This window comes from Flavobacterium gilvum (assembly GCF_001761465.1).
In the GTDB taxonomy this organism is placed as follows: domain Bacteria; phylum Bacteroidota; class Bacteroidia; order Flavobacteriales; family Flavobacteriaceae; genus Flavobacterium; species Flavobacterium gilvum.
On the sequence record NZ_CP017479.1, the window covers coordinates 293,835 to 317,392 of the forward strand.

Sequence of the window (23,558 nt, forward strand, 5' to 3'; positions counted from 1 at the left end):
TATTTCTTCTCCTGCAAGGTCTTTTTTGACCTTGTAGGTTTGATATTTTTTCTTCCCTTTTTGTCATTCCGACGGAGGAGGAATCGCATCCCATATTCCACAACAATGAGTGCTCAACTTGTGTGATTCCTCCTCCGTCGGAATGACAAACTAGACTCAACATCTAGACCTAACAGGTTTTAAAAACCTGTTAGGATTACGAAATCAACAGATTCAACAATTTGTATAAATCTGTGTAATTTGTGTTTCCTTTTTTTAATTCGCCGAAAAACTATACGTCTGACCCGCTTTCATATTCACATCATAAACATTATACTTCGGCAACTCAACTTGTTTCAAACTAGCTTTATCCGAAATAATCGGTTTTTTCACTTCTACATCATAAAACAACGGATTCGGGTTTTTGCCGTTGGCTTTTTTTATCGATGTCCCTTTTTGGGCTTTTAAATTGTTTTCCAATTTCAATCGGCAGTTTCCTCCTATTTTAGAATAAATTTTTAACGTCGAAACCTTATTATTTTTCCAAGTCATATCAATCACAAATCCTCCTCTGGCTACCAAACCTTTGATGCTTCCGTTTTTCCAAACACTTGGTAAAGCTGGTAATAACTGAATTGCATCTTCCTGAGACTGCATCAGCATTTCGGCAATTCCAGCAGTACAGCCAAAGTTTCCGTCAATCTGAAAAGGTTGGTGTGCATCAAGCATATTCGGATACGTTCCGCCACCCTTTTTTTGCTCTGCAGTAACCAAATGCAACTGATCTTGAATCAATTTATAAGCATGGTTTCCGTCCAATAAACGAGCCCATAAATTCACTTTCCACCCCATAGACCAACCTGTAGATTCATCGGTTCTGTAAATCAGCGATTGCTTGGCCGCTTCAAATAATTCAGGAGTTTTAATTGGCGAAATTTGATTACTCGGAAACAATCCGTACAAATGCGAAACGTGTCGGTGATTGTCTTTTGGGTTATCCCAATCGTTCTGCCATTCCTGTAATTGATTGTATTGCCCTATTCTCATCGGAGGCATTTTTGCCAAAGCATCACTTATTTTTTTTGTAAAAGCCGGATCTGGCGAAACCAAAGCCGAAGCTTCCATTGTATGGGTAAACAAATCAAAAACCAACTGATTATCCATCGTAGTTCCCGATGCAATCGTTGCTTTTCCAGTACCTCCGGCGTGCGTGTTCTCAGGAGAAACTGACGGGACAACTACCAAATAACCCGTGTTTGGATCCATAATCATGAAATCCAAAAAGAAACTTGCCGCTCCTTTAATAATTGGATAAATTTCTGCTAAGTATTTTTTATCCCCGGTGTACAAATATCTTTCCCATAAATCCTGACAAACCCAAGCGCCACCTGTAGGCCACATTCCTGAAGCGGCGGAATCCACGGGAGCTGTTACGCGCCAAATATCGGTGTTGTGATGCAAAACCCAACCGCTCGCATTGTACATCATTTTTGCAGTTTCGGCACCTGTTATACTCAACTCTTTTGCCATTTGTATAAAAGGCTCGTGCATTTCGGAAAGATTTGTTACCTCAGCCGGCCAATAATTCATCTCGGCATTGATATTAGTTGTGTATTTACTGTCCCAAGGCGGAGTCACCATATCGTTCCAAATCCCTTGTAAATTGGCAGGCTGACCACCCGGTTGCGAACTAGAAATCAATAAATAACGTCCAAACTGAAAATACAAACTCGCCAATTGTGGATCATATTGTTTTGAGAAATCACGAATTCGCTCGTTTGTTGGTTTGGCAACCAAATCATTAACGCCTAAATCCAATGAAACTCTGTTGAAGAATTTTTGGTAATAGGCTACGTGCGCTTTTTTAATTTCATCAAAACTTTTTGGTAATGCTTTCTCCAAATACGATTTGCTTTTCACCACTTCATCTTCGCTGATGTCCTGATAATTTTTGAAATTAGTTGCTATCGAAATGTACAATGTCACCTCATCGGCTTTGTTGATGCTCAAAATTCCATTGCTTGCCGAAACTTCACCGCCTCTATTTTGTGCAGCCAATCTTCCTTGAAATTTTACTTTTCCTTTTACGCCTTCAAAATTGGTTCCAACACCAGAAAGGATTATTTGGTTCCCTTCGGTCGAGGAAACTGTTTTGTCAATCGGGCTGTTCATAAAAACATTACAGGTAATTTGTCCCGGCTGACTCGCCGATAATTTTACTGCAATCACCTGATTGGAAAAATCAGTCAATATTTCTCTTGTAAACTCAACTCCGTTTACCGTGTATTTTACTTTTGCCGTAGCATCACCAATATTTAAATCGCGGTAATAATTGGTGTATTTCTGATGTCCCAGAAACGAAATATAAACGCTCCCAAAAGTTTGATACGGCATTCCGTCATTAGTTTGCGACATGATATCACGAGTAGCCAAATCCTGTGCTTCATCAAATTTACTTTCAAAAATAAGTTGTCTTACTTTTGGCAAAGCTTCAATTGATTTTGTATGTGCATTGCTGTTTGGCGAGCCTGCCCAAATGGTTTCTTCGTTCAATTGCAAACGCTCTACCGATGGATCTCCAAAGACCATAGCACCCAATCGACCATTACCCAAAGGCAAAGCTTCGTTCCAAATGGTTGCCGGTTTATCGTACCAAAGTTTTAGTTCGCTGTTGTTTTGCGCCGTTGTCGCAAATGAAACAATTCCGAAACAGATTGCGGTTATTTTATTTTTCAATTTCATATTTTATTTTTTTTTGCCACGAATTCACGAATTGATTCTAATTCGAGATTGTGTTTAATTTCTCAAATTTGTTTAGCCACAGATTAAAAGGATTATTTGGATTTTTTTTATACTTAAATAAATCTGTGTGAATCTTATTAATCTGTGGTTAAAAATAAAATTCGTGAATTGCTACGCCTATTCGCTAACGCTCGAGTCGTGGCTATCAATTTACTTCTTAACCTCGTAAACTTTTTCATTTTTTTCTCCGAACATTTCATATAATTTATTAATGTCTTTCAGAGCATTTTTAGGCAAATTTTCGGCTTTGTTGCCAAAAACATATAATTTATCGTAAGGCTCAATCACACAAGTTGACTCGTCGATTTCGCCTTTGGCATTTTTCACTTTATTCAAATCCAAACCTAAATACTTTGCCATAAACGGATACAAAGCCATGCGTTTTGAAACACCAAAATCATGCCCTTCATTCGGTAAATGAACATTTTCAACCAAATCTTTTTTTCCGTACAATCCGTAAGTTCTCTGAATAAAAGGAAATTCCAATTCGGGAACAGCCAGCGTCCAGTCTTTTCCATCAGAAACAATCAATTGTGGTTTTGGAGCCATCATTGCTGAGATTTCGGCATTATTGGTTCCGCTTCCGCAAAGGTGAATACCGCGACCGCTTTCGCAAGGACATCCACCGGAGAAATGACAGGAAACCATCACCACCGGAGCAGTAACCGTAACCCTGTCGTCTAAAGCGCCCAAAAACATGGTATGCGAACCTCCGCCGGAACCTCCAGTAACGCCTACACGGGACATATCCACATTTTTTTGAGTCGATAAATAATCCAACAATCGCATTCCACTCAACACCTGAACGGTAGATGCAATACTGTTTCGGTGCGTTTCAGTTGGAAATTGAAGCAATGATTCGCCCCAAGCAAACAAATCGTAACTCACTACGATGGCTCCCATTTTGGCCATCATAGCACAACGATACTGCTCGTCTTTTCGGTATCTTCCGTCGCCAAAATGTCCATCGGGAGTTAAGATAACCGCTGATTTTTTGTCTAAAGGATACGGCTTATAAATAGAACCCGTTGTGTAAACGCCCGGAAGAATTTCCAACGCGATATTCTCTACGCTGTAATCTTTGTAAATTCTTTTTGGAGTCAAAATGGGCTTTGACTTTGGCATTGCCGGCGTTTTGTCCAAACCAAAAGACGTAATCATACAGGCTTTTATTTCTTTTTTGCGTGCTTCCCAATCGGAAACATTCGAATACAAAGTCGTTAAATATTGTAAACGTTCTTTTCCTTTATCGACCGAAACTTTATGATTTTCATATTTTCGGATTTGATACGTTCCATCGGGTTGTTTGAAATAAGTCAATTCAAAAGGAACCAAAATATTAGCCAAAGAAACTTCCAAATTCCCTTGTTCAATTCGCCAATCGGCATAATCCAATTCTTTTCCTTTCAATAAACCTCTGTCATCGACAACGGTTATATGAAAAACAGTTTCAATCTTTTTGATGGTTTCAGTCACCGGTTTTCTAAAATTAGTATCCGATGTGCTTTGAGCATTCGAAAACGTCAAACTAAAGATTGAGACAAGTAAAATAAGTGTTAGGTTTTTTAAATTTTTCATTACTGTTTTTTTTATTTGCCTCCTGCTTTAGCTGGAGGAAACTAATTGATTTCTAAAATTGGCTTTAGCCAAAACTCAATTTGGCTAAAGCCTTATTCTCTGATATTTTTTAGCCATCCAGCTAAAGCTGGAGGCAATTCAATTTTTATTTACATTCTATTGTATAAATTCCTGATCCTAATTTCAAGGTGGATTTCTTTTGATTTTCATCAAAACCTTGATTGGTTTTCTCTGCCAATTTCCCGTTTACCATAATCGTTGTATCCTTAGAAACAGGCAATTTTATCGTCGCCGATGTATTGGCGGGAATCTCCACTTTCAGGATTAATTTTCCATCTTTTTTCTCCCAAGCCGATGCAATTTTTCCGTAAATCGATTGGTAAGTCGCTTTCGCAAAAGTCATATCTCCCACAATTTCCGGCTGAATAAAGAAATGTTTGAACCCCGGATTTTCTTCATCCGCAACAATTCCGGCAAGACTTTGATAAAACCATTCTTCAATTTGTCCCATCATAAAATGATTCCACGAATTTCCTTTGCGTGGATCCCATTGCTCAGTCAAAGTCGTCAAGCCAAATTTTATCTGAAAACCATAACCCGGCGCATCATAATGATTGGTCATTTTGTACATCGTTTCGTTTTCTCCGTTTTGTGCCAAAGCCTGAAACAAATAACGATTTCCAACATCGCCCGTTGTCAATCGGTCGCCTTTTGCTTTGATGTCTGCCAATAAATTTTGCATCACTGCCTGTTTGTACTTCGGTTCTACGATGTCCATAAAAATGGGAACGGCATTACAGAATTGGCTGTTTGTCCCGTATTGTTTGGTTTCGGGATTAAAAAATTTGTCGTTAAATGCCTTTTTTATGTCTGAAGTCAAAGTTTCATATTTTGAAATATCTTCTGTTTTATTCAGCAATTTTGCAGCTTTTGCAACCAAACTTGCCCCATAAAAATAATGCGAAGTCGCCGAAAGCGCTATCGGACTGTTTTTTGAATATCCTGCCGCGTGTGTCCCATAATCGTACCAATCGCCCAATCCGTGCGAAACGATGTGATTGGTGGCTTTTGTTCCCAAATAATCCACATATTTTTTCATTACAGAATAATATTTTTCGAGCAAAGAAGCATCGCCATAATACTCGTAGTACATCCAAGGCAAAATTACACCGGTCACTCCCCATTCTGGTGAATCAGTGAAATCACCCCCAAAAACTACATATTCAGGAACAATCGTTGGAATCAAACCAGTATCACGCTGTGAATCCGAAATGTTTTGCATTGTCGCCGGAATAAAACTTTCGAGATTGTAATTGAAAAATAATCCCGGACCATTCAAATGAATTTCCTCTATCCAACCTAATTTTTCGCGTTGCGGACAATCGGTAAAAACACTTTGAAAATTACTTTTTATGGCATTATTAATCAGTATGTGGGTTTTATTGTAAATGTCATTTGAACACTCAAAAGTTCCCGCTTCTCCAGCTGAATTATAAATAAAATTTGATTTTAAATCTAGTAAGGTTGGCAGATTTGCGTCTTTGGTATCTTTATAATTGATGTTTTCAATCTGCACATATTGAAAACCGTAATAACTGAATTTTGGCGTCCATTCTTCAACACCTTCGCCTTTCAACGTATAGTCGTAATAATACGGTTTTCCAGTTTTTCCCTGTCCGACAGTTCCGTCTTCATTTAGGCTTTCTCCAACCCAAACACGAACAGTTTGACCTTTCTTTCCTTTGACTTTTATACTGGTAAATCCCGAAAGATTTTGCCCCATATTAAAAATATAGAAATTAGGTTTCAGCTCTTTGGCGTCTTTGACTTCGTACTTTTTTTGCACAATAATTGGTGAAGTCGTCTGAGGTCTTAAAGTCCCTTTTGGCGCTTCCTGAACGATAACTTTTTTCCAACTAGCATCATTAAATCCTTTAGAATCCCAACCTTTTTGTTCCAAATTGGCGTTATAATCCTCGCCTCCAAAAATGCTGTTGTACGTAATTGGGCTTTTGCTGTATTTCCAGCTTTCATCGGATTTTATGATTTCCTCAGAACCGTCTTTATAGACAACTTTCATTTTGAAAAATAAAGTCGGTGGACCAAAACTTACATAAAACTTCGAGTAACGTTCGGCAAGCGTATTGTACATTCCGTTGCCTAACAAAACACCAACTACATTTTCGCCTTTCTTTAATTGATTTGCCGATAATTCATAAGTGTTGTAATTAACCGTTTTATCGTAATCTGTCCATAACGGTGCAAACTCGCTGTTACCAACTTTTTTTCCGTTAATGGTTAATTCGTAATGACCCAAACCAGAAATATAAACTACAGCTTCTTTGATTTTTTTGCTTACCAAAAATGGTTTTCGAAGCATAATACTTCTTCGTGACAACGAATCTGAAGCATTGATAAGAGAGGCTTTTTTCTCTTTGTTGAAAGTAGCTGTATGGTAATTTCGGCCTTCCGGCAAATGACTATCCGCTTTGGTAATCGCTCCAATCCAAATGGGTTTCAATTCCGTTTCTGAAGGTGCAATTCGAAAAGAAGCTGTTTTGCTCCAGATCGAAGCCTTATCTTTTTGATTCCAAACTTTGACTTTCCAGAAGTATTTGGTTTCGCTTTTTAATGGGCTTCCACCAAAAGTTATCTGAAGATTTTTATTGGAAATTACTTTTCCGCTATTCCAAACATCGGCTTTATTTTTCTGCAGTTTTTCTGCCGATGAAGCAACCAAAATTTGATAGGCGGTTTGCGACACATTTGATTCCTTGGAAACCAATTGCCAGCTTAATCTCGGTTGGTTTGTGTTTACTGCCAAAGGATTTACGTCCATTTCGCACTTTAAATGTTCAGCAGAAATTTGTCCGTTAGAAACGAAAACAAAAAAAAGAAAAATGAAGGATAATATGGTTTTTGAACTATTCACTCCGTGTATTTTTAATTGAACCATTAAGATATTAAGTTGCATTAAGCGTTGACTTTTTTATTTCTTATAATTAAGTTCCATTAAGCTTTCAACTAAATTTTCTTAATATTTTTTATTGAACCATTAAGAGATTAAGTCATATTAAGAGTCAGCTTCTTTATTCTAAAAATTATGTTTGTATTAAGCATTCAACTTAATTTCCTTAATTTCTTAATGGTAAAAACTATTGTATTTTTTTAGTAACCAACGATTTAATATTAAAAACAGCTTCTGGGATTAATTTTCCGGTGTCCGGTAAATCTGTAAAATCTGGTGTGTCAGGTTCAGTGTCGGCATTTGGCGTATAACGTTGTTCACCCGTACGGAACATAATGCGCGAAATGCCATCTACCGGTGCATAAAATATCTTAGGTGTTTCTTTGCCATCATTCACTTTCACTGTATAAGAACGGGAAGTGACATCTAGTTTTACTGTAACGGTGTATTCTTTTCCAGCTTCATATTTGCCTATTCCGCCATGACGGGCACCGTGTTTAACTTTTATTTCCCCATCCGAATCGAAAACAATACGAATCGCAGGAAGTCCTTGTTTGTTTTGGAATTCAACCTGAAGCAATCCGTGATTATTTTGTTCCGGTTTTATGGTAAAAGTCGCTTCCATTTTTTTGGCAAAAGGTATCACACGCTCTGCTCGAGAATAATCAAAATAGTCCTGATCTCTTAGCGTCAGCCATTTTTGACCGTCTTTTTTCTTTTCTATTTTAGTCGATGCCCAAGACAAATCATAGGTATTCCATAATTTTAATTCATCACCGTTTGGCAAATCATTAAAAACATCATTTACATTTTCTTTGACTTCGCTGGTTACAGGAACCGGAATAGAAGCCACCCAAATATCTTCTTTGTTCATGCTGTAACCCACCCACAGTTTTCCGTCTGGCGGAGTTCCGTTTCCTTCGAGAATTCCACGAACGTATTGCGGTCCAGCCGATTTATAATTTCCTCCGTAACGCATCGGACTGATTTCGCCATGAACAAGCAATAAATCTTTATAATTCAATCCGTCATCACTAGTTGAAATTGCCAATGGCCAACGGTATTCGGATGGGTTATAAACAGTTGCAAAACGATTATCAGATGTTTTTTGTCCCCATATTTTGGCATTACTGTTTACAAAACCAGGAGCTCTCAGTGGCGTGTATTCCCAGGTTTTCCCTTCGTCCTTACTTATCGAAGTCAAGGCAAATTTCCATAAACCAACTACGTTTCCGTTTGGCAAATGGTAATAACTAAAGGCTTTGTATTGCTTTTTTAGGGGAATCAATTCATCGTCTCTATCTGCTTCTTCGACCCATTGCTGCATCATCAAAGGTTTGGACAATAACTCATCACAAGCTTTGATGAATTTCTTGTCTTTGCTTTCTTTATAAAAAGGATAAGTTGCCGGAATTGGGTTTACCGTTTTATTATATCGGATATAATAAATTGGTCCAAAAGATCCATTCTTATAAATTTCTCTCACAACACGACCAATTCCTTTTCCGTCGTTTGGATCATCTTTTTTGTCCAATGCCACTCCATAATACCCCAAAGACAACAATCTGTTATCCGATGAAACATAAAATCCCATTCGCTGATGCATAATAGCGTCCAAGTCTTTGGCAACTCCTTCAACTCCTTCTTTTTTAAATCCGTCTGGAACTCGGTAAATCGGGAAAAGAACTTTCGGTTTTGTCCAGGTTACTCCATCCTTAGAAGTCATCAAAAAAGTCTGACTCGGCGGAATGTGTTCTCCCGATGGGTCGCTTAAATAATGCAGATAAAAAGTATTATTCCAATACGCCATCATAGGTTGGTGGTTGTATGTCCATCCAAAATCATCGGCTTTTTCTTTATGCTCTCTACTCGCACGCATAATCTGCGTGGCATGAACTCCAACGGCAGGACTTAACTGCCCGTGATGGTAATCAACATTGGACAACGTTTTGCCGGTATAACGAATGGTGTCTTGTTGGGCTTGCGCCGAATTGACTGCAACACAGCTTAACAAAATGGTTGTTGCTGTTACGACATTGGTTTTAATTTTTTGTAAAGCGATCATTGTTCTTAAGTGTTTTTTTGATAACTTTTATGAGACCTAACATGTTTTTGAAACCTGTTAGGTCTACTGAAAATAAATTATTTCTTTTCAATTAATCCTTTTAAAACGTCTTCGGAAATGGTTGTAATCGTTCCGTGTTTGTGTCCTTCGGGAAGGCTTATTTTTGATGACACATCTTCGAAATGCACAAAATCCGAAGTGCTTAAAGCTTTGTAATTTTTGGAGCCGTAATTATCGTAATACAGCAGCCAATTTTTACCGACTTTTACCACCGTTGGTCCTTCAGATAAATATTCTGTCAATGGCTGTGAACTTTTTTCGAAAGGCCCCAAAGGCGATTTTCCGAAAGCTACTTTTATGTTTCGCATTGGTCTCGTATTATCTTTTAGAACCAAGACATAATCCTTTTTCCCTTTTTTGACAATCACACAGTCAATCACACTAAATCCGGGATCATAATACAATTTTGTATCCGAAAAGGTTTTGAAATCCTTGGTAGTTACGTAATACATTCGGTGGTTGTTTTTTTCTTCTTCGACCCCTTTAGGAAATCGGAATGGAATTGTCGATGCCCAAATAATGATGTATTCTTTTTTTACATCATCATAAAAAATCTCCGGTGCCCAAACGTTTACAACATCAGGCTCGTTTTTCATCACGGGAATATATTCTTGTTTTGACCAATGAATCAAATCTTTGGAACTCGCGTATCCAAAACCGTTTCCGCCTTTCCAGTCGGTTGTCCAAACCAAATGATAGGTTCCATCTCCTCCTTTGGTGATTGATGGGTCACGCATTATTTTGCTGGCACCAATTTCGGGTTTTAGAAATGAACCCTGCAAACCTTTCCAGTTGTAGCCATCTTCACTGTAGGCAAGATATAAACCTTCGGTCGCTGGTTCCCTGAAAGATGTGAAAAGAAAAATTTCCTTTTTTTTCTGGGAGTAGCTTACCGCAAAAAGTGAAAGCGTTAGTATAATAAATATTTTTCTCATCGTTATGTTTTTATTCTGCAAGGTTTCCAAAACATAAATTTCGAAAGAATGCAGCAATTATTTTATCGTGTCTAAACCGACTTGTTTTGTCATTCCGACGGAGGAGGAATCTCCGCAATCATAATCCACAAATCTTGGTCGAGCTTCTAACGGAGATTCCTCCTCCGTCGGAATGACAATATTGTGGAAAAAATCAGCCGAATATTGTCTTGCTCATCTTCCGAAATTTATGTTTTGGAAACCTTGCAGGATTGCTCAATGTCCTATTCTGTAATTGCTTTTTTATCCAGATCTTTTCCTTTTTTAACGGTTGTCGTTACGTTGTTGAACACATTATTTTTGAGGAAAATATTTTTGGTTTCTTTTCCATCGGCTTCAAGGAAAACATCCGTTGAATTGAATGGAAAATTGTTGTTGATCATAATATTCGAAGCATTATCGATTTTGATAACCGGAACTCCTTTGATTGGCGTCGAAGAACCTACGTTGTCCAGAATCAGGTTTTTGGAATCACTGATTTTGAAAGACGAACCGATTGATGCGTTTACTTTTACATCGTGAAACTCGATGTCTGAAGCGGTGATTACCGTAAAACCTTCTTTTCCATCCATATTGATGTCTGAAAAAGTAATGTTTTGAATTGGCATTTCGGAAATTCCGCGTACAAAACCGGCCTTGTTTACATTTCCACCAGTGACATTGCTGATGTGCATATTTCTAAAAATTGGCGTACGCTCCGTAACAGGCTCAGCCGCATTGTCTTTATCATAAAACAAATCAAGAATAATAGCTTCTTCTTTGATGTTTTTCATCACGATATTATCCACACGAATATCCTCGACAACTCCGCCACGACCACGAGCCGATTTGATTCGGATTCCTCTATCGGTTCCATCAAAAACACAGTTTGAAATAGTTACTTTTTTGATTCCTCCCGACATTTCGCTTCCGATAACAACACCTCCGTGACCGCTTAACATCGTGCAGTTTGTAATGGTTACGTTCTCGGTTGCTTTTCCGTATTTGCGCCCATCTGCGTCCCTTCCTGATTTGATGGTAATACAATCATCACCAACACTAATATGGCAATTTGAAATATGAACGTTTGTACAGGACGAAGGATTGATTCCGTCTGTATTTGGCGAATAGGGATTAAAAATCGAAATTCCGGTTACGGTTACATTATCACAAAATTCCGGATTTATTGTCCAGAAAGGGGAGTTTTTGAACGTAACGCCTTCAATCAAAATATTTTTGCAGTTGTATGCCTGAAAGAAAGATGGCCTAAAAAACTTTTTGTCAATCGTTCTTTTGTAATACGGCTCATATTGAATTCCCGGATTTTGCTCTACCCACATAGTTTGGTATTTTGTCAACGGAATAGGCGTTTTTGCAGTTTCAATTCGGTACACTTCATTCCACCAGGCTTTACCTTGTCCGTCGATAATTCCTCTACCTGTAATGGTAATATTCTCTGCATCTTTGGCATAGAATAATGGTGAAAAACTTTTCATTACGATTCCCTCGTAACGCATTTCCACATACGGTAAAAAATCGTCAAAATTCTCCGAAAATTTCAAGATTGCACCCGAATCTAAATGGATGGTAATGTTACTTCTTAATTTTAAAGCTCCCGTTAAATATTCACCAGCGGGAAAAAAAATAGTTCCGCCTCCGTTTGCAGCAGCTTTTTCTATTGCTTTTTGTATCGCTTCGGTACATTTTATTCCTTTGTTGTTTCCACCTTCGTTTAGAATGTTTAACCACCCGTCATTTGCGAAAGCGGTATTCAATCCGATAATAAAACAGAAAGCGATTAGTATGTTTTTAATTTTCATAGTGCTGTTATTTTTTTGGGCACAAAGACACTTTTTTTGGCCACGGATTTCACAGATTAAACGGATTAATTCGGATTTTTTATTTGTTCGACGTTAAAATCAATACCCAGTCGTTTCCGTCTTCTTTTATGCCGGATGGCTTGAATTTCTTTATTCCTTTGTTATCAAAAATTCCGATTTTAGTTTTTTGACCGTTTCTTGGATTGTACCAACTCGCGGTTACTTTGGTTCCGCCAATTTTGCCCATATTAACGGCAATTTCTCTTCCAGTATAGGTATAAATCAAAGCATAATTTTTCCCTTTGGTCGCTACAATATAATCGTATTTTTCACCTTGATTGGCAACTAATGATTGGTCAGGAACTCTTTCTAAATATGGAAATTCCAACATCAGTTTTTTAATATAAATCATTTGTCCAGCTCCGAGTGAATTGATTGCTGTAGTCCATAATTCTTTGTTTCCGTAAGCAGGTTTATCCCCTTTTCTGAACATTTGCATTACAGCATTGTTTCCATAAGTATAACCTGCTCCTCCTGCAAAAACCGACCAATATCCGTAGCGTCTTACATCATTTGCTGTCCATTTTGGTTGCAAAGTATCGTGCAAACCGTGAGGAATTCCTTCGTAAGAAGGTTCTCCGTCAAGCGTAGGTTTTGTTGGTTTTAAATTCCAATCTCTATGGATAAATTTGTAATTATCTTCTTTGAAAGCGGTTTTCACTGTATCCTGATCGTATCTTTTGTGACCAGATTGAAACATATTGAAATCCAGCCAGGACGCATTGTTATAATCGTCCGAAGAATCTGTTCTTCCGAAAGGATGGAACGTCACCAATTGATTCGGATTATTTGTTTTTAAAGTATTCCCGATAGCATTCCAGATGTCCTGAAATTCATTTCCGCGTGTGTCTCCACCGTTTAACCAAATCACATTGGTTCTGTTTTTATATCGGTCAGCCAAAAATTTCGCATATTGAATTGCCTGTTCTTTATTCACTTTATCTCCTTTTGAAACATTGGTTCCCCAAACCGGAACCATTGCAAGGTAAATTCCGTTTTTCTGAGCCACATCCAAAGTGAAATCTACATGATCCCAATAATCGTATTCCTCCTTATTATTGAAGTTATTTCCAGGAGTTGTAATTGGTTTTGAAACGTCTTCGTCTACTAAAGCTTTGGCTCCATAAACGTTTACCGCATTTATGTTATGCAAAACCATAACCTGTACTACGTTGAATCCTTTGGCTTTTCTATCGGCAAAATACTTTTCGACTCCAGCTCTGTCCAATTTTCCGAATGTCAGCCAACCTGTATCACCCAACCAGAAAAAAGGTTTTCCATCTTCGGTAACAAAATAATGCTGATTTTTTGAAACTTTTATTTGAGGTAACTTTGCAGATTGTGAAAATCCACTTTGTGTAATAAATATAAAGCTTATGCTAAGTGCTAATAGATATTTAATTTTTATACTCATTTTCATTTTATTTTGAATTATGATTTATGGCCACCGATTTTACGGATTAAACGGATTCTCACCGATTGTTATAATCTGTGGTTATTTTTTTTTCACTACAAATACTACTTTTTCTTTGATTTCAGCTTGAGGAATAGTTACGTTCTTTCCTCCGCTGATAGTTGCTTTTTTGACAACACTTCCGGTAGCTCCATTAATTACATACACTTCGAAAGTTCCTTTGTAATTTGACAAATCAACTGAAACATCTTGGTTGTTTTTCAGATAAAAAAGATAGGCATTTCCTTTGTTTTCCATTTTCCAAAGATTGTCTGAAAACGAAGTCCCCTCTACAAAATTCATACCAATGAGAGCCGAATAAAACGCAGGAAGTTCAATTTTAGGAATATTTGGTAATGAAGCTCCGGCCATTAAAGCCGCCCATCCAAAACGTGGAGAACCATCTGTAGAATACAAAATAACTTTCTCAGGATATTTTTCACGATATTCACGAACTGCTCTATACACCTGACCATCCGTTTCTTTACCTACTTTCAATTTTCGAGCGTGCTGACGTGGCGCCAAATTGACACCTCCTTCGGGTGCATACGCCGAACCGTCTTCTTTGTAATACCAATAACGAATATCAATAGCATCGACAGTTTTGGCTCTGTTCGCATCGTTCAAAATGGCATCCTGAACATCTTTGGTTGCACTTAAACCAATAATTCCTTTTTTGCCCGTTTCGTTTTTCCATTTTTGAACTTCATCCAACCAAAATTGCATAAAATGAAGTGGTCCTGTATATTCGGCACTCGTCAACTGAATGACGTTGCTGTTTTCCTGAAAGTTTTCCAATGATTTCCGGATGAAACCTTGATGCAATTTTTTTCTTGCAGCATTGGTAACATCATAAAACTGTTCTGCCATAAAAATACGCTTGTCTCCTGCATACGGTGGTGGTTCTGGAAAACCAGTACTGTTTATATTATTGGCTGAACGCCAAGGTGAACTCGCCCAATGCGCTCCAGCCTCAATAATATTGTGTTGAAAATACTGCTGATTGACCAATAATTGTCCTTTGGCTTCCGCCAAATTCGCAAAACGCGACAGGCGATCCCAGTACCAGTCATTGAATTTTGTCAAATCGTATTTACTCAATTGGTCCCAAGCCAAATCCTGACCACTGCGGGCAAAAGGTTGTTCGTAAAACGGCGGCCAAACATCGGCATCAAAACGGCGAACGCGTTCGTGATCATCCATGCGACGCTCGTACCACAATCCATAATTATGTTCCAAAGCGACCATATTATTGGTACTCAAATAATCTACCACTTCGTTGATATTGTCTGTAAATCCGGTACCTCTTCTGCCGGGAACAAATCTTGTAACGTCCGGCAAAGATTTTGAAATATCGCTGTCTCGAAGACTTCCTCTCCACCATGGCACATTCAATCGGTCTCCGGCAATTAATTTATCCTCAAAAGTCAACCAACCGTTCTTTACAATTACTTTGGATTTGTTGTCCGCAACTGTCGAATTTATTTTTAAATCATTGGCATTTTTAAGTCCCGAAGCATTAGTATTAATTGGATTCAATTTAGAAACTTCTAAAATCCATTCAACTAAATTTTCCTTTCTGCTAACTGACTCCTTAGTTAATTGCTGCGCCACTTCGACAGAAGGACTTGAGGAAGGTTCCGAACCTAAATCATAAATATGAGGGTCAACAGGTAGTTTTCCTAATCTGTTTTCCAACTGCGTATAAAACAAACTTCGCGGACTAATGTGGCCGTTTACATCTTTCCAGTGACCGTCACCAGCCATAATTCCGCCCCAAGTTCCAAAAGCCCAATTTTGAGCTGTTGGCGGACTGTAACATTCAATTTTTGAAGCAGATGTTTCCCAGATTACGCTATTGGCGGCAGTCCAACCTGCACCTCTGCCGTTCTGTTCTCTGTTGTTATAACTTAAAGCGTGTCCATCAACATACGATACTTCAAAGAGTATTCCTGTAGCCCAACTGCCTATCGCTCCGCTATTATTGAAAGGCTGAAACGATTCGCATTGCACAAAAACATTTGGCCCCGCAGTTCCAAATCCGCCTACCGAAAAATCGTGGTAACCATTTTCAGAATAACAACGCTGAAACAAAGTTTGTTGGCCTTCGGTATAAAAAGTATGTCGTCTAAAACCTCCTATTTCTGAAATTGGTTCGGTTGCAATACAATCTTCAACCGTAATTTGTTGAGCTGATTTTAATGCAGCAACTGCACCACCTGAAAAATGCTTAAAATTCACTTGTTTTACCCAAGCATTTTTCGTGTTTTCGATGCTGATTCCCTGCCATCTGTGCTCTTCATCTTTAGGATTTGATGTATCATAAGTCGATTTCATCAGGATGTTTTCAATCCCGATTTGTTCAATTCTACCCGGCCAAGAATATACAGTAACTTTTGCAGTTCCGTATTTATCATCCAAAGCCATTGTCAATGGTGCGTTCAATGTTACTTCATTGCCATTGATTTTGGCAACTACCCTATTCCAGGTTATATCCCAATCATTTTTTTTCCAGCCAACCCAAGCTGTTTCTGCACCAAAATCATCCATTTTCAATTCTTTAATCCAATTATCGGTTAAAGCTTTGCTGATGATAATTTCATCGGAAGGTTTTAATTTGGAAGCATTTTTCAATTGAATTTTTTGTGTGCCTAGCGGCGTATAGGAATTTCCTATTTCTAATGTCTCGCCAAGTTTTTTATCATCCGCACCCAAAATTCGGATTACAGATTCTCTCTTTACTCCGGTTCCCAACAGTACGGTTCCGTTTTCTGTATTTCCGCTTCCGCGAAGAACCACACCCGATTTTTTTATATATAAAGTTCCACTAATTTTGAAAATTCCTTTATCCAAAAGAACTGCGCCTCTAAAACCCGATTTGTCCGGTTTTAGATTACTTACATAATCAATTGCAGCTTGTATTTTTTGGGTAGCATCCTCTTCTTGTTTTGGCACAAAAATTTTATTGTCCAAATTTGGAATCGTTTTTTCCGAAGCCATATAACCGGCATACGAAAAATCAGGAATTTGGTTTCCTTGGCTATCAGCCGTAAAAGAAAGTTTCCCTTCTTTGTTTTTTACAATATCAGGAAATGTATTTTGCGCCACGCTTATATTGGCACAAAAGAAAACAACAAAACAGGATAAAACGAGTAAATCCTGTTTTATTATTCTATTTTTTAATTGGATAAAATTCACTTCTGTTTTCTTTTTAGATTTTCATTGAATTTTTAGAATATAGAAGAAAGAGTAAAGAACATAGACTTTTCCAAAAAAACATTTTTTTCTATAATGTAAGCTCGATTGCTAAAACATATACCGCTCCGATGGAGCTCAAATTCAGCAACATTTACGCTTTCTACAAACATTACGCTCCTAACGGAGCTAAAAATCAATTGAATTGATTTTAAATAATAATAGAACTCAAGTCTACACTCTTTCTTCTTTGCTCTTTACTGCAATAATCCTTTTAACTGTGCCAATGTATCCGTGTTATTTTCAGTTTTCTTCCAATCTGTTTTTTTGCTTGGATCAATACCGTTAAAATATTTCTCGATATTGGTATAACCGTCACCGTTTAAGTCTTTACTGGCATCGGAAGCATCTTTTGGATTCAAACCATATTTATTTTCCCAAGCATCTGGAATTCCATCACCATCGGTATCTTTATAGGCTTTTCCTTTATAATCAGGATAACCGCCCACTTGATCAGGATGTGTTATAATTCCTTTTTTATACGAATCTGCAGGCAATCTTCTTTTGATATATTCTTTACCAATTGAATTTTCCAATCCGTCTTTGACTTCAATTTTTCCGGTGCGAACTTGTTTGACAATGCGTTCGTCAACCGCGTCTCTTTTTGGAATATTTGCCCCAACATTATTCAATACAAACTCATAAGCTTCTTCAGCCTTCATAATGGTAATATCCGGCATTAAAAAAGGTTTTGGCTGTTTGATTAATTCTAAATATTCTTTGGATTGTTCCAATGAAAGGTCTTCCAATTGTACACCACCATTCCAGTTATCAGCTGTAACTTCGGGAGCATCTACAATATAGTTTCCAGAAATATACGCTCTTCCGAAAGTTTTTGGTTTCATATAACCCGATTCTGGTTTCAGGATTCTGTAACGAATTGGTTCATTTTTTGGAGTAATTGGCCCCGGTTTAAAATAATTATTGATGATATTAAACAACGAGCGATAATCGCCTCCATCCAAAGAACGGTTCCACCAGTTGAATACCACGTTATTTACAAAATTGAAGTCGCCATACATTCCGATAGAACAATTTCTAGAAATATTATCAGCCCATAAATTTCTCATAAAAGTACTGTTTAACCCTCCAATTGTACTACCAAAAGCATGGTTATAAGTATCCAAACCTTCAGAAGAAATTGTATTTTGAATCGTAATATTTACCGCTGGTAATTTATCCAAAGTTGATTTTTCATTGGCTCTAAATTGGTGTCTGTAAATAGAAATATTTTCATCCAATCCCCAACTCACCGAACAGTGATCGATGATAATATTCCCAATTGGGTTTCCGCCCAATGCATCGTCTCTACGGGCTACATCGGTTGCACCTCTGCGGAAACGCATATGTCTGATAATAACATCGTGCGTATCGATTTCCAGCGTTTCTCCGGCGATGCAAATTCCGTCACCCGGAGCAGTTTGCCCTGCAATCGTTATGTAAGGTGCACGCATACTGATACGGTTTTTTAATCGAATAACTCCTGAAACATTAAATACAATTGTTCTGGCGCCAACAGCTTCACAAGCTTCACGAAAAGTTCCTTTCCCGCTATCTTCCAAACTGGTCACTACGAATATTTTTCCACCTCTTCCACCTTGTGTAAAAGCACCGCCACCTTCAGCTCCCGGAAAGGCAGGAATATCGGCAGGTACAAAATCTTTAGGATAGGAAGCCCAAGGTAAATAAGGTCTGCCGTGTTTTGCTTCTTCCTTTAGGATGTCTGCATTTTTTGTCCATATATCTTTCAAACGTTTTTCTTCTCTGGCTAAAATAGTGTCTGCTTTAGCCTGAACTTCTTTTGGGATTTCCGGATATTGTGCAAATACCGAAGAAAAAGAGAGGCAAAGAGCAACTGCCATAAAAAACCTATTCTTAATGTTATTCTGAAAAATAGTGAGCATTGATTTTTTTATTTGAAATTAATGATTAGTGGTTAGTTCTTAGTAATTAGTCCTTAGTTATTAAGATTTATTATTTTTATCTAAAAAGCAAGTGACTAAGGACTAGGTACTATAAACTACTTAGCGGCTTCAGCTTTTTTGCGTTCTTCGATACGTTTATTCCAGCCCTCACGTTCTTTGTTTAAATCATATCCACGTTTAGACAAATAATTGTTGATTCTTCCTTTGTATTTACCAAACCAGGCATGTTTTTCATCAGAAGAACCTCCATCCATTGCATGTTCGCGAGCTTCAACCAATGCATTGTAGATAAATTCTTTTTCCTCCTTAGTCAAAGTTGGTATCATATCGTTATAAGCAGTAACTGTAATTGGAAGAACTCCGTAAGTCATCCCGTCTTTTACGCCAGTAATTTTATCTTCATTTAAGTGTTTGCCTAATTTTTTCAAATAGGAGGCGTGCAATTTGTCAATTGACTTGGTAGCATCTTCTTTCTGCTTATCAATTTTCTCATTTTGCTTTTCTTTGGATAAAGAGCTGTCTTCTTTTACTTTTTTAATTTCGGCATCTCTTTCATCCTGAATTTTGCTCAAATCACGAAATTGCTGTGCGATTACATCAGTAACCGCTTTTTCTTTTGCTGGATTTGCCAATTCTAATTTGGCAACAATTTTTGCTGCTCTTTCATTGGTCACTTTAATATATTCAGGATTCTTATATTGTTGTGCGCTAATCGTGCAAAAAGCAAAAAGCAAAAACAATACACTTAATTTTTTTATTGACATCATCTTTATTTTTTAGTATTTGAAAACATTCTCATCCCATAACAAAAACCGTGCAACAAGAATGTTTCCAAAAATTACTTTTTTAGTTTAAGTCTAATAAAGGTCTAACCAATGTTTCTTTGTTATTGGCTAAATCTTTCCAATCAACTTTTATGGCAGGGTTTACACCGTTGATGTAGTCTTCGATATTAGAATAACCATCTCCGTTTAAATCTCCTTGAGCATCGGAAGGATCTTTTGGATTCAAACCATATTTTTTCTCCCAAACATCTGGAATACCGTCTTTGTCTGTATCAACATACGGTTTACCTTTGTATTCTGGATATCCGCCAACTTGTGAAATATCAGTAATGATACCAAGCTTATACGAATCCATCGGTAGACGACGGTGTTCAAATTGATAGAATGTTTTTCCTTCAATTGCTTTGTTGTATTCTGGTTTTCCTGTCTGAACAACTCTCACAATTCTAGTGTCAACTTTGTCTCTTATTGGGAAAGTTGCCCCTGCATTTTTTGTAACATACGCATACGTTTCCTCAGCAGTCATAACTTTGTCAAACCAAGGCATTGGCATTGGATCATTTACTCTCATTTTAGGGAAATAAGTTGAAGCTTCTTCAAAACTCATTTGCTCTCCTTTTTTGTTTTCCATTTGCACACCACCGTCCCAGTTATCTTTAGATACTTTGGCATTACCTTCAACAACATTTCCATTTACGTAAGCTCTACCAAAAACCATATAAGACAATTTACTACGGCCTGATTCTGGTTTTAGGATTCGGTAACTGATAGGCTCGTTAAGGTTTGTTGCCGGACCTGGTTTGAAATAATTATTAATGATGTTGTATTTGGCAGTATAATCTCCACCATCGATTGAGCGGTTTACCCAGTTAAATACCACATTGTTAACAAAATTGAAAACACCATTCCAACCAATAGAAGGATTTCTACCCGTGTTTGAAGACCACATATTTCTTAAAAAAGAACAATTTTCTCCACCAAGAGTACTACCAAAAGCATGATTGTAAGTATCCAGTCCTTCGGCAAATAAACTGTTTTGAATGGTAACATTTACGGTAGGAAATTTACTTTCAGGCTTTCCGGTCCCATCGTTATACATATGTCTGTAAAAAGACATGTTTTCGTCTAATCCCCATGTAGCCGAAACGTGGTCGATAATAATATTTCCTACAGGGTTTCCGCCAATTGCATCATCGCGACGCCCAACAAATGTTTCTCCTCTACGAAAACGCATGTGACGAATAACCACATCATGTGTGTCGATCCAGATGGTTTCACCCGCAACGCAAATTCCGTCTCCAGGTGCTGTTTGCCCGGCAATAGTTACATAAGGTGCACGCACGATTAGTGGGCTTTTTAACTTGATTATCCCAGCAACATTGAAAACAATAATTCTGGCACCACCTTGTTCAAGAGCTTCACGTAAAGTTCCAGGCCCTCTGTCTTCCAGACTTGTTACTGTATATACTTTACCACCACGACCACCAAAACTGTACATTCCTCCTCCTTCGGCTCCTGGGAAAGCAGGAATTTTTGCCTGAGGTAAATCATCTGGTCTAGAGGCCCATGGAATAAATGGTTTTCCTTGTTTGGCTTGTTCTTCTATAACTAAAAGCGCTTTTTCCCAGGCTTGGTCAGAAAGTTTGTTGGCTTCTTTAATAATTGCGTCCTGTTGCGCCTGAACTTCTGGACTAATTTTTGGGTATTGAGCAAAGCACTTTGCATTCCCTAACAGCACAAGTGCTAATACAGGCAAGATGGCATTTTTCATGTTAATTTTTTGTTACAGTGATTGTTATAACTAAATCACCTGTATTTTGGTAAATACAGGTGATTTCTTTTGTGATTTAAAAAATCAAATACTATTAAAATTTATTCTTGATAGTTGAAAGTTCCAGCTCCTCCGCTAGGATCATTCCACCCAATAGTTTGAGGAATCCAGGTATTTTGATTCAAGACAGATGTCTGTAATCCTTGAATATAATAATTTGGTCTATACAAAATTTTAACTGCTTGTCCACTAACGTTATCCATAGGCGTGTCTGGGTTTGTACGAACAAAATTTGTTGTATAAAACGTAGCCAATGTTGCAAGTTCCGCTGTGAAATTCGCATCATCTGGATCCGCATATACCCCCTGACGAGCAGTTGCTAACGGGTCAGCAGAACCTGTGGTTTTTACACGGTATTCCATATGGTTACCTGTACGTTGGGTTCCATTAATTGGGGTCAAGCCCAATTTTGAACAGCTGTTTGAAGTGATAATCCCTGCAGTAGCTTCATCCGAATACAATCTCCATCTTTGAACATCCCAATAACGTTTTGCTTCATAAGCCAACTCTACACGACGCTCGTACAAACAAGCCTCAATGGCGGCATACTTATCAGCCAAGGTTCCAAGACCGTAATTATTGGCCGATGGAATTCCCACACGAGCTCTTACTTTTCCGATATACGCAATGGTATTGGAAGTTTGTCCTAGCGCCGCATAACACTCCGCAATGCTTAGCAATAACTCTGCATAACGATATTCATAAATATCAGTACCAGAGAATTGGTAGCTACTAGAGTTGGTTGCGTTGATGTCTGTAAACTTTCTAACAAAAGCAGTAGATGTTTCCTGGTTGTTATCAGCAAAATACTTCTTGTTGGCATTGTCCACCCAACGGTAAGCCCAAACTACTGGATTTAGATTTTCTTTGTAAGGCCATCTCATACCTGAGAAAGCAAAAGTTCTATAAAACCTTGGATCCCTATTTATGAAGAACGTAAAATCATTATATCCATTAGCCGTTGTAGGTCTAGTCCCATTGGCCATTGGAAACAAATCGATCATTTCTTTTGGTGCTTCCAAAGCGCTTGCGCCTCCTTGACTCGCCGGACGAATTCCTTTTTCCCAACCATTACTCATAAAGTTACCGATTGTAGCATTGGACATCATATTCACTACAATAGCTTCTTTACAAAATTTATTGTCATTGGCTGAATACATCAAAGACCAATCTTTAGCATTAGAACCATACAATCCGTATCCTGCAGAGGTCAATTCGCTCTCTGCTGCCAATCCAGCTTGCAAAGCTGCATTCCAACGCTCAGTAGACGAATCCCAGTTTTTGTTAAACAAAGGACTAGCATACGTTAAAAGTACACGCAATTTTTGTGCCAAAGCTGCCCCTTTTGTAAAACGTCCCCAAGCCGATGGCCAATTCGAAGGTAAAAGGCTGGCTGCCAAGTCCAAATCTTTTACAATTTGCGCTACTACTTCAGACGTCTTAGCTCTTGGAAGCTTGATATCTGGATTATCCCAATCTGCATCTTGCACGGTCAATACAATGGGAACCCCACCGTATACACGCATCAAATCAAAATATTGAACAGCTCTTAAATAGTATACTTGTCCTTTGATTTGATCGCGGAAGGTTTTATCCAAAACAGCCCCTTTCACATCGATGTTTTCCAAGATCTCATTACACTCTCTAATTCTGGTGTAGGGATTATTGGTGATACTTGTAGAAGGCTTGTTTCCATAATATCCATTCCCATTGTCTGAGGTAAAAAGGTTTTTGTTTGGATTGGTTAAATCCTGTACCCCTCCTAATTCCTCTGTGGATTTGGTGTACGTATCCGAATACGAACCAATCAAATACGCAGTTGGCGATTTTTGTGCAGTGAAATAATCATAATACATATTGTTAATGTATGATTCCACACGCTGGGAACTTTGAAAGAACGAATCTTCTAGGATCCCGTAAGGTTTTTTGTCCTCCAAAATATTCTCAGTACAAGCTCCACTTAGCAAGGCAAGCATTCCTATAGCGATATATGATTTCAATTTTGTTTTCATTTTTCCTTCGAA

Annotated in this window: 12 protein-coding genes; all 12 read right to left on the reverse strand. The window is 38.0% G+C overall.

Going from position 1 to position 23,558, the window contains the following annotated elements:
• Positions 1-255: 255 nt before the first annotated feature.
• Entirely contained in the window at positions 256-2,721 is a 2,466-nt protein-coding gene (locus tag EM308_RS01370) for a glycoside hydrolase family 95 protein (RefSeq protein WP_035637123.1), read from the reverse strand.
• A gap of 210 nt (positions 2,722-2,931) precedes the next feature.
• Positions 2,932-4,359 carry a glucuronyl esterase domain-containing protein gene (locus EM308_RS01375; RefSeq protein WP_035637121.1) on the reverse strand — a complete coding sequence of 476 codons (1,428 nt, stop codon included), beginning with the start codon at positions 4,357-4,359 and terminating at the stop codon, positions 2,932-2,934.
• A 145-nt stretch (positions 4,360-4,504) separates the two neighbouring features.
• Positions 4,505-7,333, reverse strand: coding sequence for a glycoside hydrolase family 78 protein (locus tag EM308_RS01380; RefSeq protein WP_231560011.1), 2,829 nt, complete (start codon positions 7,331-7,333; stop codon positions 4,505-4,507).
• Positions 7,334-7,514: 181 nt separating this feature from the next.
• Positions 7,515-9,392 carry a six-hairpin glycosidase gene (locus EM308_RS01385; RefSeq protein WP_035637119.1) on the reverse strand — a complete coding sequence of 626 codons (1,878 nt, stop codon included), beginning with the start codon at positions 9,390-9,392 and terminating at the stop codon, positions 7,515-7,517.
• Between the two features lie 77 nt (positions 9,393-9,469).
• A complete protein-coding gene (locus EM308_RS01390) occupies positions 9,470-10,387 on the reverse strand; it encodes a glycoside hydrolase family 43 protein (protein WP_035637117.1) in 918 nt (305 codons plus the stop codon).
• Positions 10,388-10,650: 263 nt separating this feature from the next.
• Positions 10,651-12,225 (reverse strand): glycoside hydrolase family 28 protein, encoded by a 1,575-nt coding sequence (locus EM308_RS01395; RefSeq protein WP_035637115.1) that lies wholly within the window; start codon positions 12,223-12,225, stop codon positions 10,651-10,653.
• A gap of 79 nt (positions 12,226-12,304) precedes the next feature.
• Positions 12,305-13,699: a glycoside hydrolase family 140 protein gene (locus EM308_RS01400; RefSeq protein ID WP_035637157.1), complete on the reverse strand. Its 1,395-nt coding sequence runs from the start codon at positions 13,697-13,699 to the stop codon at positions 12,305-12,307.
• An 81-nt stretch (positions 13,700-13,780) separates the two neighbouring features.
• The gene (locus EM308_RS01405; protein ID WP_051877776.1) at positions 13,781-16,936 is read right to left on the reverse strand and encodes a DUF6298 domain-containing protein; all 3,156 of its coding nucleotides are present in this window, start codon (positions 16,934-16,936) and stop codon (positions 13,781-13,783) included.
• Between the two features lie 254 nt (positions 16,937-17,190).
• Positions 17,191-18,855 carry a polysaccharide lyase gene (locus tag EM308_RS01410; RefSeq protein ID WP_035637114.1) on the reverse strand — a complete coding sequence of 555 codons (1,665 nt, stop codon included), beginning with the start codon at positions 18,853-18,855 and terminating at the stop codon, positions 17,191-17,193.
• Positions 18,856-19,013: 158 nt separating this feature from the next.
• Complete coding sequence (locus EM308_RS01415; protein WP_231560010.1) at positions 19,014-19,685, reverse strand: DUF3826 domain-containing protein; 672 nt, start codon at positions 19,683-19,685, stop codon at positions 19,014-19,016.
• A gap of 79 nt (positions 19,686-19,764) precedes the next feature.
• On the reverse strand, positions 19,765-21,474 hold the full coding sequence (locus EM308_RS01420) for a pectate lyase family protein (RefSeq protein ID WP_035637112.1): 1,710 nt from the start codon (positions 21,472-21,474) through the stop codon (positions 19,765-19,767).
• A gap of 101 nt (positions 21,475-21,575) precedes the next feature.
• The gene (locus EM308_RS01425) at positions 21,576-23,546 is read right to left on the reverse strand and encodes a RagB/SusD family nutrient uptake outer membrane protein (protein ID WP_035637110.1); all 1,971 of its coding nucleotides are present in this window, start codon (positions 23,544-23,546) and stop codon (positions 21,576-21,578) included.
• Positions 23,547-23,558 lie beyond the last annotated feature (12 nt).

Bases quoted from the DNA above. Each gene is read 5' to 3' on its own strand.
- EM308_RS01410 (WP_035637114.1), bottom strand. From the start codon at position 18,855: ATGGCAGTTGCTCTTTGCCTCTCTTTTTCTTCGGTATTTGCACAATAT.
- EM308_RS01390 (WP_035637117.1), bottom strand. From the start codon at position 10,387: ATGAGAAAAATATTTATTATACTAACGCTTTCACTTTTTGCGGTAAGC.
- EM308_RS01395 (WP_035637115.1), bottom strand. From the start codon at position 12,225: ATGAAAATTAAAAACATACTAATCGCTTTCTGTTTTATTATCGGATTG.
- EM308_RS01380 (WP_231560011.1), bottom strand. From the start codon at position 7,333: ATGCAACTTAATATCTTAATGGTTCAATTAAAAATACACGGAGTGAAT.
- EM308_RS01375 (WP_035637121.1), bottom strand. From the start codon at position 4,359: ATGAAAAATTTAAAAAACCTAACACTTATTTTACTTGTCTCAATCTTT.
- EM308_RS01415 (WP_231560010.1), bottom strand. From the start codon at position 19,685: ATGATGTCAATAAAAAAATTAAGTGTATTGTTTTTGCTTTTTGCTTTT.
- EM308_RS01420 (WP_035637112.1), bottom strand. From the start codon at position 21,474: ATGAAAAATGCCATCTTGCCTGTATTAGCACTTGTGCTGTTAGGGAAT.
- EM308_RS01385 (WP_035637119.1), bottom strand. From the start codon at position 9,392: ATGATCGCTTTACAAAAAATTAAAACCAATGTCGTAACAGCAACAACC.
- EM308_RS01370 (WP_035637123.1), bottom strand. From the start codon at position 2,721: ATGAAATTGAAAAATAAAATAACCGCAATCTGTTTCGGAATTGTTTCA.
- EM308_RS01425 (WP_035637110.1), bottom strand. From the start codon at position 23,546: ATGAAAACAAAATTGAAATCATATATCGCTATAGGAATGCTTGCCTTG.
- EM308_RS01400 (WP_035637157.1), bottom strand. From the start codon at position 13,699: ATGAGTATAAAAATTAAATATCTATTAGCACTTAGCATAAGCTTTATA.